The 14,779-nt window shown below is 38.0% G+C and carries 16 protein-coding genes and 2 pseudogenes; 11 read left to right on the top strand and 7 right to left on the bottom strand.

Features of this window, described 5'->3' with window-relative positions; translation table 11 throughout:
• Nucleotides 1–248, bottom strand: a pseudogene (locus B5X70_RS15045) (hypothetical protein); the annotation flags it as partial.
• A gap of 441 nt (nucleotides 249–689) precedes the next feature.
• Between B5X70_RS15045 and rplM the strand changes: the two are divergent.
• From rplM to B5X70_RS15015, 6 genes and pseudogenes are all read left to right on the top strand, one after another.
• The gene (gene rplM / locus B5X70_RS15040; RefSeq protein ID WP_079558728.1) at nucleotides 690–1,145 is read left to right on the top strand and encodes a 50S ribosomal protein L13; all 456 of its coding nucleotides are present in this window, start codon (nucleotides 690–692) and stop codon (nucleotides 1,143–1,145) included.
• Nucleotides 1,146–1,150: 5 nt separating this feature from the next.
• Nucleotides 1,151–1,537, top strand: coding sequence for a 30S ribosomal protein S9 (gene rpsI / locus B5X70_RS15035; RefSeq protein WP_079558727.1), 387 nt, complete (start codon nucleotides 1,151–1,153; stop codon nucleotides 1,535–1,537).
• Nucleotides 1,538–1,638: 101 nt separating this feature from the next.
• The gene (rpsB, locus tag B5X70_RS15030; protein ID WP_079558726.1) at nucleotides 1,639–2,493 is read left to right on the top strand and encodes a 30S ribosomal protein S2; all 855 of its coding nucleotides are present in this window, start codon (nucleotides 1,639–1,641) and stop codon (nucleotides 2,491–2,493) included.
• Between the two features lie 28 nt (nucleotides 2,494–2,521).
• On the top strand, nucleotides 2,522–3,349 hold the full coding sequence (gene tsf, locus B5X70_RS15025) for a translation elongation factor Ts (protein ID WP_079558725.1): 828 nt from the start codon (nucleotides 2,522–2,524) through the stop codon (nucleotides 3,347–3,349).
• A 303-nt stretch (nucleotides 3,350–3,652) separates the two neighbouring features.
• Nucleotides 3,653–4,549 (top strand): annotated as a pseudogene (locus B5X70_RS15020) (IS982 family transposase).
• 329 nt (nucleotides 4,550–4,878) lie between these two features.
• On the top strand, nucleotides 4,879–5,871 hold the full coding sequence (locus B5X70_RS15015; protein WP_232468438.1) for a 2-hydroxyacid dehydrogenase: 993 nt from the start codon (nucleotides 4,879–4,881) through the stop codon (nucleotides 5,869–5,871).
• 200 nt (nucleotides 5,872–6,071) lie between these two features.
• On the opposite strand, the gene B5X70_RS15010 is transcribed toward B5X70_RS15015, so the two are convergent.
• The 5 genes from B5X70_RS15010 to B5X70_RS14980 all read right to left on the bottom strand — a co-directional run bounded on the left by B5X70_RS15010 (nucleotide 6,072) and on the right by B5X70_RS14980 (nucleotide 11,037).
• A complete protein-coding gene (locus B5X70_RS15010) occupies nucleotides 6,072–6,572 on the bottom strand; it encodes a DUF2059 domain-containing protein (protein WP_079558724.1) in 501 nt (166 codons plus the stop codon).
• Nucleotides 6,569–6,922 carry a hypothetical protein gene (locus B5X70_RS15005; protein ID WP_079558723.1) on the bottom strand — a complete coding sequence of 118 codons (354 nt, stop codon included), beginning with the start codon at nucleotides 6,920–6,922 and terminating at the stop codon, nucleotides 6,569–6,571. Before B5X70_RS15005 ends, B5X70_RS15010 begins: the two co-directional genes overlap by 4 nt.
• 82 nt (nucleotides 6,923–7,004) lie before the next feature.
• The gene (locus B5X70_RS15000; protein ID WP_079558722.1) at nucleotides 7,005–7,220 is read right to left on the bottom strand and encodes a hypothetical protein; all 216 of its coding nucleotides are present in this window, start codon (nucleotides 7,218–7,220) and stop codon (nucleotides 7,005–7,007) included.
• Nucleotides 7,221–8,023: 803 nt separating this feature from the next.
• Nucleotides 8,024–8,215, bottom strand: coding sequence for a hypothetical protein (locus tag B5X70_RS14985; RefSeq protein ID WP_079558719.1), 192 nt, complete (start codon nucleotides 8,213–8,215; stop codon nucleotides 8,024–8,026).
• A gap of 566 nt (nucleotides 8,216–8,781) precedes the next feature.
• Nucleotides 8,782–11,037, bottom strand: coding sequence for a PAS domain-containing sensor histidine kinase (locus B5X70_RS14980; protein WP_079558718.1), 2,256 nt, complete (start codon nucleotides 11,035–11,037; stop codon nucleotides 8,782–8,784).
• Between the two features lie 340 nt (nucleotides 11,038–11,377).
• On the opposite strand from B5X70_RS14980, the gene pyrH reads away from it, so the two are divergent.
• Nucleotides 11,378–12,085: a UMP kinase gene (gene pyrH / locus B5X70_RS14975; RefSeq protein WP_079558717.1), complete on the top strand. Its 708-nt coding sequence runs from the start codon at nucleotides 11,378–11,380 to the stop codon at nucleotides 12,083–12,085.
• Between the two features lie 10 nt (nucleotides 12,086–12,095).
• Here pyrH and B5X70_RS14970 read toward each other — a convergent pair whose 3' ends face one another.
• Entirely contained in the window at nucleotides 12,096–12,512 is a 417-nt protein-coding gene (locus tag B5X70_RS14970; protein WP_079558716.1) for a hypothetical protein, read from the bottom strand.
• A 240-nt stretch (nucleotides 12,513–12,752) separates the two neighbouring features.
• Here B5X70_RS14970 and B5X70_RS14965 point away from each other — a divergent pair, with 240 nt between their 5' ends.
• From B5X70_RS14965 to B5X70_RS14950, 4 genes are all read left to right on the top strand, one after another.
• Nucleotides 12,753–13,127, top strand: a complete 375-nt coding sequence (locus B5X70_RS14965; RefSeq protein ID WP_232468437.1) for a hypothetical protein — start codon at nucleotides 12,753–12,755, stop codon at nucleotides 13,125–13,127.
• Nucleotides 13,128–13,133: 6 nt separating this feature from the next.
• Nucleotides 13,134–13,796, top strand: coding sequence for a hypothetical protein (locus tag B5X70_RS14960; RefSeq protein WP_079558714.1), 663 nt, complete (start codon nucleotides 13,134–13,136; stop codon nucleotides 13,794–13,796).
• 10 nt (nucleotides 13,797–13,806) lie between these two features.
• Entirely contained in the window at nucleotides 13,807–14,433 is a 627-nt protein-coding gene (locus B5X70_RS14955) for a TlpA family protein disulfide reductase (RefSeq protein ID WP_088328615.1), read from the top strand.
• A 154-nt stretch (nucleotides 14,434–14,587) separates the two neighbouring features.
• Nucleotides 14,588–14,725 carry a zinc ribbon-containing protein gene (locus B5X70_RS14950; RefSeq protein ID WP_079558713.1) on the top strand — a complete coding sequence of 46 codons (138 nt, stop codon included), beginning with the start codon at nucleotides 14,588–14,590 and terminating at the stop codon, nucleotides 14,723–14,725.
• The last annotated feature ends 54 nt before the right edge of the window (nucleotides 14,726–14,779 follow it).

The raw sequence follows: 14,779 nt of genomic DNA, 5'->3' as shown, positions 1-14,779 counted from the left end.
CTTAAGCCTTCTGCCTCTTTAAGCACCATCATTGCAACCAGTATGCGTATAGGAGCATTAGGGGTGCCGTTATCCTTGCAATATAAAGGTCGGAAGATATTTTCATCAATTCGCATGGTGATCTGTTTACGGAACTGATTATGCCATGCCTGTTTATCTTCGTACATCTTAAGCGAATTGCCAGAAAACAAAGATTTGGACGACGTAAATATATTTAGCTGACCTGATTCTGATGATTTTTTAAACATTTATGGCTCTTTTTATGATGCAACTAAGATACACAAAATGATTGAAATACGCAACTAATTATTTGATATATAATACATTATAAATAAAATCACTTTTCGGAGTGGACTCAATGGTTGGAGGTGCAATTGGTTTTATAAGTGGATACCTGTTTACCCATCACCCGAACATTCAAATTATTCCCAATGGCATAGTAGTGAATTTTTAAAAATTCACAACAACTTTCTACGCTAAAGCATTGGCAGTTATAAAAAAATACGTTACTTTTGCGGCCTGATTATTATCCGTGTAGAGTGGTGTAATCAATTTGGAATACAGATAATTGTTCACCATCCCAATGGTCATGCCCGTCTGTTGGGGTGTTTTCGTCTGTTTCTGAAAAGGTACACCGGCAAATTGTTTTAATTAAATTGTAGGTCTAATTATCAAATTAAAGAAAGACTGTGGATACATTAAGTTACAAAACCAAATCAGTCACTCCGGCAACCATTCAGAAAGAATGGCTGGTGGTGGATGCTACCGATCAGGTGCTTGGCCGGTTAGGTTCAAAAGTGGCTCAGCTTCTAAGAGGGAAGCACAAGCCAAATTACACTCCCCACATGGATTGTGGTGACAATGTAATCATTATTAATGCCGACAAAGTAAAGCTTACCGGCAATAAATGGGAAAACAGAGTGTTCTTCTACCATAGCGGTTATCCCGGTGGACAAAGAGAAGTAACTCCGGCTATGCTTTTTGCAAAAAGCCCTGAAAGACTGGTTGAAAGAACCGTTAAAGGGATGTTGCCAAAGAACAGCCTTGGACGTCAACTCTTTAGAAACCTGTTTGTTTATACCGGCTCTGAGCACAAACAAGAAGCTCAAAAACCAAGAGTCATTGATATCAACACCGTTAAATAATTGTTATGGAAGTAATAAATGCTATTGGAAGAAGAAAGAGAGCCATCGCGCGTATCTATCTTAGTGAGGGTAAAGGACAAATTACCATCAACAAAAGAGAGCTTGATAATTACTTTCCCGCTGCTACTTTACAGTATGTTGTAAAACAACCGTTGGAACTTCTTGGAGTTGCCGGTGAATTCGACATCAAAGTAAACCTTGATGGTGGTGGTGTAAAAGGACAGGCAGAAGCATTGCGACTGGCAATCTCTCGTGCACTTGTTAAAATTAATGCAGAAAGCAAACCCGCTTTAAAAGCGAAAGGATTTCTTACACGCGACCCACGTGTGGTTGAAAGGAAGAAGCCCGGACGTCCGAAAGCACGGAAGAGATTCCAGTTCAGCAAGCGTTAATATACCTCAGGTGCGTTTAGTATCTAAACCGGAAAGATTTCTCAAGGAGAACTACTTATTGGTTGCCTGAAACAGAATGTAAACGACTTAAAAAAATTAAAATGCCAAAATTAGAATTTCAACAGTTACTGGATGCCGGAGTACACTTCGGTCACCTAAAAAGAAAATGGAACCCCGCAATGGCGCCTTACATCTTTATGGAGCGCAACGGGATTCACATCATAGACCTGCATAAAACTGCCGTAAAAATTGACGAAGCAGCTGCAGCTCTGAAACAAATTGCTAAATCAGGACGGAAAATATTATTTGTCGCCACTAAAAAACAGGCCAAAGAAATTATTGCCGATAAAGTAGGGTCAGTGAACATGCCTTACGTTGTTGAGCGCTGGCCGGGTGGTATGCTTACCAACTTCCCAACCATTCGTAAAGCGGTAAAAAAGATGACTTCCATCGACCGCATGATGAATGAGCCAAGTTGGACCAGTCTTTCTAAAAGAGAAAAACTCCAGATTGGACGTCAAAGAGCCAAAATGGAAAAAACCCTTGGTAGTATTGCCGATTTGAACCGCCTTCCAGCCGCCATGTTCGTGGTGGATGTTATGAAAGAGCACATTGCTGTGAAAGAGGCTGTAAGATTGAATATCCCCGTTTTTGCAATGGTGGACACCAACTCAGATCCTCGCAACGTGGACTATCTGATCCCGGCTAACGACGATGCTTCAAAATCCATTGAACTTGTTGTAGGTGCAATGACCGACGCCATTAAAGATGGTTTGGCCGAGAGAAAAGTTGACAAGGACAATGATGCCGCTGCTGCAAAAGAAAAAAATGCAGCTAAAGGAGCCAAAAAAGGTGAAGGCCGTGCACGGGTAAAAGCCCGCAAAGAGGATGCAGAACCTGTTGAAGCAACAGATAGTAACGAAGCAACAGATGCAACCGCCGAAAACAAAGAGTAATTTAAATTAATCTTTAAAACAGACAAAAATGGCTATTACTGCTGCAGACGTAAGCAAACTTAGAAAAATGACCGGTGCCGGTATGATGGACTGCAAGAAAGCTCTTGCTGAAGCCGACGGCGATTTCGATAAAGCAGTGGATCTGATCCGTAAAAAAGGTCAGGCTGTTGCAAACAAAAGAGCAGACCGCGATGCTACCGAAGGTGTAGTGCTTGCAAAAGTTACTGCCGACAATAAAAAAGGTGCCATCGTAGTTCTTAACTGCGAAACTGATTTTGTTGCCAAGAATGAAAGCTTCATTGCTTTGGCCGATTCTATTCTTGACCTGGCAATTGCCAGCGATGCCAAAACTCTTGAAGAGGTAAAGGAATTGCAACTTAATGGAATTGCAGTTAAAGACGTTATTACCGAGCAAATTGGTGTAATTGGCGAAAAGTTGGATTTACCATATTTTGATGTGGTTAACGCCGACACGGTGGTTGCTTACATTCACCCTGGAAACAAACTTGCTACCTTGGTTGGACTTAACCAGGCTGGCATTGACACCCAAATTGGAAAAGATGTTGCTATGCAGGTAGCAGCTATGAATCCTGTTTCGGTTGACAGAGACTCAGTTCCCCAGGAAATTGTTGAGAAAGAATTGGAAATTGCCAAAGAACAGACCCGTCAGGAAGGAAAACCTGAAAATATGGTTGACAAGATTGCACAGGGACGTTTGGCCAAATTCTTTAAAGAGAGCACTTTGCTTGATCAGGTATTTGTTAAAGACGGAAAAATCAGCATCCGTGAGTACCTGCAACAAACAAACAAAGATCTTACGGTTACAGAGTTCAAACGTTACTCTTTGAATAACTAAGATTTTTGATATTTCATCAATAAAAAGGCAACCGGAAATGGTTGCCTTTTTTGTTAATTGATTTTCTGGCATGCTGTGTGGTTGAAATCTGCTACAATCATTGTTATCCCTCATAAGACATGCAAGAGGAATACAAAAGCACATTGCACCTCTACGAGGTGCACATTCTAATAACCTGAGTTCGATTTTTAATAATCAGATTTAAAGCATTTTAGGTAAAACATTTTTAGCGTAGAATTTGGGAAAAACGATGGGTTTTGCTATATTAACAGTCTGATAAACAATTAAATAACAGCAAAACCCATGCGTTTAGATAAAGATAAAATTACGGAAATTTTCGTTCTTGTTGATGAATTTTGCATTGAATTTACTGCTTCTACCTCAATGTAAACTTTAGGAAATAGTCCTAAAAAAAAGCCTAAAATGAGCCAGAGCGAAGTTATAACCATTATGATTTTATTTCATTATGGAGCATTCAAAAATATGAAACACTTCTATGAACATTATGTGAAAGAGCATCTTACAAGGGAATTTCCAAATACAGTATCTTACAATAGATTTGTAGAACTCATGCAAGCAGCTGTCTTGCCAATGACTTTGTTTTTAAAGACTTGTTGTTTAGGCTCATGTACAGGGATCTCGTTCATTGATTCAACACCCATCAGAGTCTGTAAAAATAAGCGAATTCCACGTCACAAAGTCTTTGATGGAGTAGCACAAAGAGGAAAATCCACAATGGGTTATTTTTTTGGTTTTAAATTACATCTGGTTGTCAACGACAAGGGTGAAATTTTGAATTTTGTTATTACCCCTGGAAATATTGATGATAGAGAACCCCTAAAAGATAAAAGGTTTATTGAAAAACTTAGAGGAAAACTATATGCAGACAAAGGATATGTCTCAAAAACGTTAACCGAAATACTCTTTGTTGATGGATTACATTTAATAACTCAAATCAGAAACAATATGAAAAATGTACTAATGGAAATGAAAGACAAAATACTGCTCAGAAAACGCTCTGTAATTGAGACAATTAATGACGAATTGAAAAACATGTGCTCTATAGAACACTCAAGGCATAGATCTTTTGCAAACTTCCTGACTAATATGATTTCTGCACTCATTGCTTATTCTTTCTTTCCCAAAAAGCCAGCACTAAAATATGAGGTTGTAAAAACTAATCAACTAACGCTTTTTTAGAATCGAACTCAGGTTAATAGCATAATTCATTGCTATCAATATTCGCCCTCTACGAGGGCACAGCAATAAATATTGCATTTGCACTCCAACTGACCTCTGGTAAAAGCGCCATCATAGATGGCAGATGTTGATAGAACAGTCAACAATCCGGAGTCATAACACTCCGTAGGTGCGTAATGTTACATATTTGATGAGTATATCTTCCCCTCATTCAAGAATAGGCAAACATCAATTATCTTTCTCCCTGCTTTACTTTTCAAACAAATAGTGGTAAGTTTAATTCTACAGCATCCCATTTAAAATGATTGTGCAACAAATTCATTGATATTATGATAAAAATTGCCTTGTTCAGCTCAAAAAGTTACGACAAAGAATACTTTGAACGCTTTAAACCCCAAGCCGGAATCGAAATTCGCTATTTCAAGTCTGCTCTTAACGAAGATACCACAGAGCTGGCGAAAGGTTTCGACGTTGTCTGCGTTTTTGTGAATGACCAGATCAACAGTACAGTTCTGAAATATTTAAAGGAACATGGTACCAGACTGATAGCTCTTCGGTGCGCCGGTTTTAACAACGTTGACCTTGACGCAGCACAAGATTATGGGATTAAAGTGGTAAGAGTACCGGCATATTCGCCCAACGCCGTAGCCGAGCATGCCATGGCGTTAATACTTACATTAAACCGAAAAACACACAAAGCTTACAACCGCGTGCGCGAAGGAAACTTCTCATTAGAGCGCCTTACCGGGTTTAATGTCCACCGGAAAACCATCGGGGTAATTGGAACCGGTAAAATCGGAAAAGCTTTTTGCAATATATGCTTAGGTTTCGGGGCAAACGTGATGGCCTACGATATTCACCCTGACTCGGAGCTGGAAAAAAAAGGGGTTGTTTACTCTTCAATAGAAAACCTGTTCAAAAATTCTGACATCATTTCACTGCATTGTCCGCTCAACGATAACACCAGGCACATGATTAATAAAGACGCCTTTAAAATCATGAAAGATGGTGTAATGCTTATCAACACCAGCAGGGGCGCTTTGGTTGATACCAAAGCAGCCATAAAGGCTCTAAAGAAACACAAACTCGGCTATTTTGGCATTGATGTGTATGAGCAGGAAGAGAATCTCTTTTTCCACGACCATTCAGAAAACATCATCGAAGATGAGGTGATTATGCGTTTAATATCCTTCCCCAACGTATTGATAACTTCACATCAGGCATTTTTCACCCACGAAGCGCTGGAAGAAATTACAACCACTACTTATCAGAATATTACAGATTTTACAAATTGTAAGGAATCAAAGAATGTAGTGGCATAGAGGCAAGCATGGCTCAGAGAATTTCAAAGCGAGCATCAACTATCAAAAAAAAACGACCATGTAGGCTTTTCAAGAAATTGTGTTACTGATAATGGTATTAACCATTTTCAGTTACTAAAAAAATCCCTTATACTAATCAGAAATAAACAACTGACCTAACTGCTGAAACCATGAAAAACAATGCAGTCAAATCAATTGATTTACGTCCAATATGTAATGAGAAGATATGAATACTGCACAAACGGACTGGACGTGATATATCCGGCGTCAGTTAAGTGTTGTTGCATTTTTTGAAATACTTCCATTGCCCACTGTTGTGATACACCCATTGACTCCATGGTTATTTGGGTGGTTAATCCTGCCAGTTTCTTTCCTACAGGACTCTCATAAAAAGCAATCATCTCTTTAATCTCCTCAACCGTAAAGTGCTTTAGATACATTGCTCCTGTAAGTTGATTTAAGTCTTTTAACTTAGGCTCAAAAATATTTAGCTTTATGTCCTCCCAAACAGAATCCGGTGCACTGGCTGCCATTTGCTTTAATTGCATAGATAACTGATCAAACATCATATCATAAGCTGCCGACGATCCGTTAACTTCAAGAAACCTCTTGATTTCCGGATTTAATTCATTGCTGGTTTGTGAGGTGGCACTTAAGCCTAAAAACATTGCGAAGACGAGTAAAATAATTTTTGTTTTCATTTTTTCCTGTTTAAAATTACCACAAAAGAGAAAGCAATACTGATAATTAGTGTCATCAATAATGCTATAATCCAAATAGTGTTCATTTTCAAATAAATGAACATCATTATTAATGCTAATAAAAAAGTATTTGCAAAAAAGAAATTTTTTACTTTTTTATCTAAGATAAGCCGATATCTATTCTTCGAAAAATATGCGATATTGGTTCCAATTGTTACCCCCAGAAAAATAATAGAAAAGCTCAAAAGGTTGTCTGCTGTTAATAAAGCGACTAGCAGCAGCAGTACAGCTAAAATATTTTGTACGATTAAAAGAACACGATCATTGAATGAACCTCTCTTTTCCTTCATATTAATGTTTTTTAAAATCAACATTTGCACTTTAAAATATTCTACATGCAGCAACATAAGCAACAGGCAGAACAAATGTGTATTACTCTCTTCCTCCTGTAAGACGAGCACAAGCATAACTCGTTCCTAAACCATATACAACAGCAAAATCAAGTCCTACAGGCCCTCCAAAAGTTAATGCTACTCCATAACCTGTCAAAGCTCCATAAGTTCCAAAAGCCGCACTACAAGCGAAGCTAGCATACCACCCACCTTCAACACTCGTCATCTCTTCCAAATTCAATTTACTTGTTTCCATAATTAAATGATATAAAATAAAAGTTTTCTAATTCTACTTTGACAGATTATAACACATTAGATATTATTCATTGGGGCTATGATGTTTTCGCCCAAAAACGCTAAACTAACCCTGAAAGGGTTTAATCGATAACCCGGGGTACAGCCCCGGGATGAGGATACAACAAAACCAAAGCCCTGAAAGGGCGACAGCAATTCTAATCCCAGACATTCTTATTAATCTAAACACTTATCTTGAAAAGAGATGTTTTGATTATGTTCTACCTAATTATTTGTATCAAGCAATATTTGCTTACGCCCTTTCAGAGCTAAATTCGATTTATATATGTTTTCATAGGGCTATGCCCTATGTTGATGATGTCGCCCCGTTGGGGCTATACAAACCTTACTTTTTAAAAGTATGGTCATTATCCTGAACAATTCAAAGGACAATTCTAATCTGTCAAAGTAGTACTAAGTGAAAAACTAAACAAAAAACAACAATACTAACACCATTATCACTGTAACAAATAAAATCAGATAATTAAATACTTTCAAACCACCTCCTTCTTTGCTGATTTTCGGATGAAGAATAAACATACTAAAGTATGCTCCAAACAAACTAAAGAAATAAGCAGGAAGAAGATATTGCAAAACCCCCTCAGGCTGTAATAGAAAATAAAATATTAGCCCAATTGTCGCTAGAAAGGCATTTATAGCAAAGAAGACTACTGAAGAGTTTGATTTCTTTTTGACCATATTGTTTTAATTCCGTCTTAAAAAAACTGGTTTGTATTTCGATGATACTTTAAACTGGGATGCCTTTTATTTTTTTTCCTTTTTCCTGGCAAAAACAGCAATGAGGAAAAAATTCACTGAGCCCAATATTATTGCAGCACCAATGAACACATCTTGATATGGGATTACCTTTAAAAAGTAATTAATTAATGTAAAAACAATAATTATGTTTATCACTATTTGAGTTTTGTTGATAACAGATGAAACTTTTGTACTCATAAGGCTATATGATTAAATTCAAGTTTAAACATTAAAAATGATTTGAGTTGAGATTAAAATATTTTTATTTGCCAGGCAAAATAAACATAAAAAATTATAAATGTCAATACGGGGGGGGGTAATTTTGAATGAGTTTAAATAAGGTCTTGTCAATAGTAGCGCTCCATAGCGGCTAAGTATTAAACATTACATTGCTTACTCAAATAGATTTCCGTTAAAATCGCCATCGCAGATGACAGATGTGGATGGAGTATTTACAAGAAGTGTTGCGGCACTCCGTAGGTGCGAAAGCCCTATTTACTTGAAGTATAGGCAATTGCCTCTAGTTTATAATAGCGTTTCTATTTTCAGAAGATCTGACATGGGCAACCGTATGGGCCAGAAATTAACATCCCATTCTAAACTATAAAAACAAGGAATTAAGCATCAGGCCAAGGCGTTGCCTTGGGCTGAATTAAATTAGGCTTTCAGTGTGTTGGTAGAGATAATCTCTGTCCGAAGTATTGTTTTAGGTTGGATTAAATAATGCTTTCAGCATTGGAAACACTTTTGGCATTATAGCTTTACTAATTGACCGGTAATGTTACGTAAAAAGTAGTGCCGCATTCTGGCTTTGACTTAAGCCAGATTTTCCCATTCATGATATTCACGAGTCCCTTTACTATGGACAATCCCAATCCGGTAGCACCAACATCATTAACCTTTTTCATTGGCAATTGACTAAATCGTTCAAATATGAACTCATGTTTATCCGGTGGAATCCCTATTCCGGTATCTTTGACATAAAAGGTGAGCGTTTTCTTGTCCTCAATTTTGCATCCGCATTCAACAAATCCTTTGTAGGTGTTTTTTAAGCCGTTGCTGATTAGATTGATAAGGATTTGACGCACTTTTATTCTGTCGGTGAAAACTTGTTGGCTTATCAAATTTTCACACACATTCAACTTTAGTTTTATGTCTTGTTTGTCAATTCGTTTCCTATATTCTGAAAAGAAAACATTTAGTTCCTCGTAAAGATCATTTACACTAAATGATTCTTTGTTTACGGTCAATTGTCCCGATTCTATCTTGGATATATCAAGCAAGGAGTTAATCAATGTGAGCAAATCAACACAACTTCGGTTTATGATGTCAGTGAAATGAGTCAGACTTTCCTTATCATCGAAGTAGTCAACAAGAAGCGTGGAAAAGCCCATGATGGCGTTCATCGGTGTGCGTATTTCATGACTCATATTCTGAATGAAAGCCGTTTTTAAACGGTCACTCTCTTCAGCTTTTTCTTTGGCAGCTAATAATTGAAGTTCAATTCGTTTCCTCTCTGTAACATCTCTAACGTTAAAAACTACACCATTGATGTCAGGATTTTGCAGCTGATTAGATCCCCAGGATTCTAAATCGATCCATTCGCCATTTTTATGTTTATGCCGGTACCTGACAACTCCACAGCCCTCTTTTATTGTTCTTTGAAAACCCTCTTTTGCCTCTTCTATGTCGTCAGGGTGAAGCATTTCGTCTATCACCTGAATTCCGATAAGTTCCTCAGATGAATAACCAAGAATTCTTTCTACTACATCGCTCACAAAAACCTGTTTGCCTTCCTCATTGAGAACAACAATGATGTCAGAGGAATTTCTTATGAGTTCGTTGAATCGTCTTTCTCTTGAAAGCAACCTTTCTTCTATCTTCTTTTTTTCAGTTATGTCATGAAAAAGAACCGCCATTTTTTCCGGGGAAGTTTGAAATGCCCAAAGCTCAAAAGCTCCAGATATACCCTTGTCATCAGAGTAAATCAGCTGTTCATGATTAAACGATTCTCCGCTTATGGCCACTCTCCGATACAAATCAGGAATCTCTGTTTTTTTTAGATTTGGGAATGCCTCCTCAATGGTTTTCCCAAGGAATTGATTGTTGTCAACACCTAAAATTCTATTGGCAGATTGATTCGCGCCTATAAAAACCAAACGGTTATTGTGCTTTAATTCGTATAAGTGTGCCCCGAAGGGCGCCATGTCAATCATGGAACGAAACATGTTTTTTGCGGCCTTTAACTCACCCTCTATCTTTATATGGCTTGTAATATCTGTAGCTATATGCAATATGTTTTTTGATTTGTCCGTTGGATCTTTAACTGAGCCGCACGCTACGATATATACTCCGTTAAAAGCTTCAATAATCATATCTGAGGCAGCATATCCGCTATTACTACATGCTTTTTGAAATGGACAACCCTGAGGAGCGCAACCAGAATGAAAGAATTCATAACAAGACCTGCCCACCAACTCGGCTTCAGTTTTTCCGACAATCTTTAGGAGTGCTTTATTAGCTCTGATTACTTTTTGATCATAATTCAACAGCATGGTTGGATGGCCAATGGCATTAAAAAGCTCCTCCCAATAACCTTTAGTACGGGATACTTCTTGCTTTAATATTTGCAGTTGACTGATGTTTATCCATACAATCTTTAAGCAAAACCCATTGGAGGTATTTATAACCGACAGTTTTTGTTGGAAAATGAGTGGCTTTTCTCCCTGTATCAGGGTTACTTCAGCAATTTCTTGCTCAGTGATGATGCCTGTTTTTAATATTGCCCCAAATTCTTTTTTATTGTTTTTTAAAGTAGAATAGTCGGAGATATTAAGTTCTCCAAATACATCCCAGATTTTCCTATCCTTCACCTCAACCCTCGAAATCCCAGTGTTCTTCTCCTGTTGCTTGTTCCATAAAACAACTGCACCAGTTTCATCCGTAATCACGATGCCCTCGGTTGACTCTTCAAAAATAGAATTGAAGAAAAGCTCGGTATGTTTTTCATCTCTAATCACCTTACCTTAAACTAAATGATGAATTTATTTGTAAACAAGCTTGACACTGACAGAACAGTGCTTTCTAAAACAATATAATATTTTTGCTTTTATAAATCAAGTAAAGAAAATAAGAACCCTTTGACTTGAGAAAAAGTTAATAGATGCATAATGGTTTTCCACTAAAGAGAAAAGACATAATTTAAATCATAAAGCGAAGAAAAAATCTTGTAATAAACCCCCATCCTCAACAAAAAAATCTATTTTTGATAATCATTGATTAATTCCGAATAGTTCCGCAAAAAAACATTAGCCTTTGTTGCATTCAGAATAATTTATAAAACACGAAGAAAAATAAACCATGCAATTTAAAAGAATACTTCTAAAACTTAGTGGCGAGTCCCTCATGGGAGAGCAAGGATACGGTATTGACGCCAACCGGCTGAACGATTATGCTGAACAGATAACCGAAATTCATCAAATGGGAATTGAAATGGGAATTGTCATTGGTGGCGGAAACATTTTTAGAGGACTGAGCGGTGCATCTAAAGGATTTGATCGTTACAAAGGCGACCAAATGGGGATGCTGGCCACCGTAATTAACGCACTGGCATTGGCTTCAGCTCTGAATGCCAAAGGGACAAAGGCACGTGTTCTTACTGCCATTCGGATGGAGCCGGTGGGAGAATTCTACACCAAACCCAAAGCCATTGAAGCCATTGAAAATGGTGAGGTCGTAATACTTGCAGGAGGAACTGGCAATCCATATTTTACCACAGATACCGGTTCATCGCTGAGAGGTATTGAAATAGAGGCTGATGTTTTCTTAAAAGGTACTCGTGTAGACGGTGTTTATACCGCCGATCCCGAAAAAGATCCCAACGCTGTTAAGTTTGACACCATCAGTTTTGACGAAGTTTATAACCGGGGATTAAAAATAATGGACTTAACAGCAACGGCCATGTGTATGGAAAACAAACTGCCGGTGATGGTATTCAACATGGACGTAAAGGGCAATCTGAAAAAAGTCCTTTCAGGAGAGAAAATAGGTACGTTGGTACATCCGTAAGAGCCAGTGATCAAACCCTGCTTTTTCGGATAATATCTCTTATGTCGGCCACAATCATTAAGGCCTCATCGCGAATGGCAATGGGTGGTTGAATATTTCTCAGTTGCAGACTGCGCAGCCAGCCTGCAACTTCACCATCATTCATGGTGTACAAGACCTCACGGAAAGCCTCAATTTCATCGTTGTTATAAGAATCGGGTAAACGATTCGTATAAGCATCCAACTCTTCATCCTGGTAATAGACAATCTCGTCGGATGATGAAAGAAGCGTTTCCTTATCACAAACTTCATGCGCACCACAACAGTCCGCATCAGGTAATGACTCGGAATCCTCACTTGTTTCATCGGGTGAACCGTTGCCCCATAACTTTGTGGCAATGAGTGTTAAAACCACTGCTGCAATAATACTTAAAACAATTATCCACATGACCGCAAAGTTAACCTGTTTTATTGATAATTTTATATTTACTATTTGTATAAATGGTTAAAACAGGTTAACCCCGACATAGAAAATGTTGGTGTTTCAAACCTTTGAAACCCTTACATTTTATCAGTCGTCAAAATAATTCGTATTTATTGAGAATAAGAACTTCAATGTCGATATTTATTTAGGGTTAAAAAGAGAAAATATGATTCTCAGTTAATTTTTACTTAATTTGCACCCATAATGGGAAAAATAATGACATATGAAGATTTACACTTCTTTGGCATCAAGGTGGTATATAAAAACCTCATCGACAATGGCTTTGAAGTGTTAAATGTGCGCAAAGAACTGGATGTAAACCCACAAATTCTAGCACGCAAAAAAGAAGAGATGTACTTTGTCGTGGTTCGTACGGCAGCTTATCCAGAAATGGGAATCCTAACTCCCGATGTGGCCTCAAAAGTAACGCTACATGCGTTGAGGCACAAAGCCATATGTCGTTTTGCAAGCGTGGGTGTTGCCAACGCCAACGGAGAAACCGAAGAACAGATGGGGAAGCCTGAGACAGGTGGAGAATTTTATATTAACTTTAATGGATTGATGCCGTTTCCGCAATAAAGTATAATGGACAGACTTACTGACTTTTGGATTAGAAATCGAACATTTATCATATCAATACTGGCTTTTCTGCTGTTTATGAACCTATGCGGAAGAATCATGCTTCCGCCTGCCAGTCAAAGAACAGTGATACAGGAAGAGCCACAAATTCAAACAGAACCATCCGATGATGGTCTCATTTTTAGAGAAGACCGACTAAACCGGCGTGCAGTTGAACAGAGCAACAGAAACCGGTCTTTCATGAGTTTATTATTTTGGCTTACCGCGCTGGCTCTTACAGGATATTATCTCTACCGTAAGGGCTGGTTGGCTAAACTATTGCCTCAATGGGTTTCATATACGGCTTCCCTAATGTATCAAAAGAATGAAGAGCGATTACTCATTACGTTGGTTATTTCAAATAGAACCAGGGACAGCAGAACTTTTCGCGAACCGGAACTGGTATTTAAAAGATGGTTTAGTGCAAGAAAATTCAAAATTAAGAACTCTTTGTTCCCACTTACGCTGATGCCGGGGACCTCACATTCACTGACCATTAGTGTTGATCAATTCTATAAAAAAATACCGGAACTAAATGGGTTTAACAGAATTGGAGCAACCATTGTTTGTGACAATAAAAAGACCTACCGAACCAAAACCCTACATAAATGGTTTGTAAAGAAAGTATAATTAAACTTTTATGGGTATAATTAAGCAGAAGTGGAACAATTACAGAAGAAGAAAACGTTGGTGGAGCATCACTCTTGATTTCCTTTTTCTTGTTCTGATTGTTATGATGCTGATTCCTACTACCAGAAAATCATTGTCAGCATTCATTGTACGACAAACATTATTGTCGCCAAGAGAATCTTCCAAAACAATCTTCATGTCTGAAGATGATTGGGCATTCAGATTGATCAGTTACAGCGGAGAAGTTACCACATTGGCAAGGAAACGAGACAAACCCGTTTTTCTCAACTATTGGGCAACATGGTGCCCACCTTGTATTGCAGAAATGCCCTCCATCCAAAATCTTTATGATGCTTATAAAGATGATATTAATTTCGTTTTTATAAGCAATGAGGATCTCGCGGTTGTGAATTCATTCATGGAGAGACGGGGATACAATCTTCCGCTTTATTACCCTGGAGGTCCAGCCCCGGAGACCCTTGAATCATCTGTGTTACCCACCACCTTTATCATTACACCGGGTGGACGAATTGTACTTTACAAAACTGGAGCTGCAAAATGGGACTCAAAAAGAGTATTTGAGATGATGGACAGACTGATAAATAAGGAGGAAATAGATGGAGAACTCATTTTTTGACATATAAGTCCGCCATCTTTTCAATAAAATACTAACAATTACATATTTGCGTTTCGAATTTCGATAGTTGTCATTTTTGTTTTTGGGTGTTTATTTTGCTGAATAAATATCTTATATTTAGTAAACTTAAATATTTACCTAAAACAAAACGATTATGCCTACAACAGGAGAAAAGCCAGGAACTGGAGATTATAAATGTACGAAATGTGGTAAAGTGGTAACCATCACCAATGATTCTGAAGCTTTGCCGGTATGTCCGGTATGCGGCCATAAAGAGTGGGATCAAATTTGAAACAGGGACTTAAGTATAAAAGCGTTCAAATTACTCAAGCTTAAACGAGTCCCG

The sequence above is a fragment of the Alkalitalea saponilacus genome (assembly GCF_900168165.1).
Classification (GTDB): Bacteria; Bacteroidota; Bacteroidia; order Bacteroidales; family Marinilabiliaceae; genus Natronoflexus; species Natronoflexus saponilacus.
The sequence above is the reverse complement of the archived record's forward strand: the minus strand, read 5'-3'. Positions and strand labels throughout refer to the sequence as shown.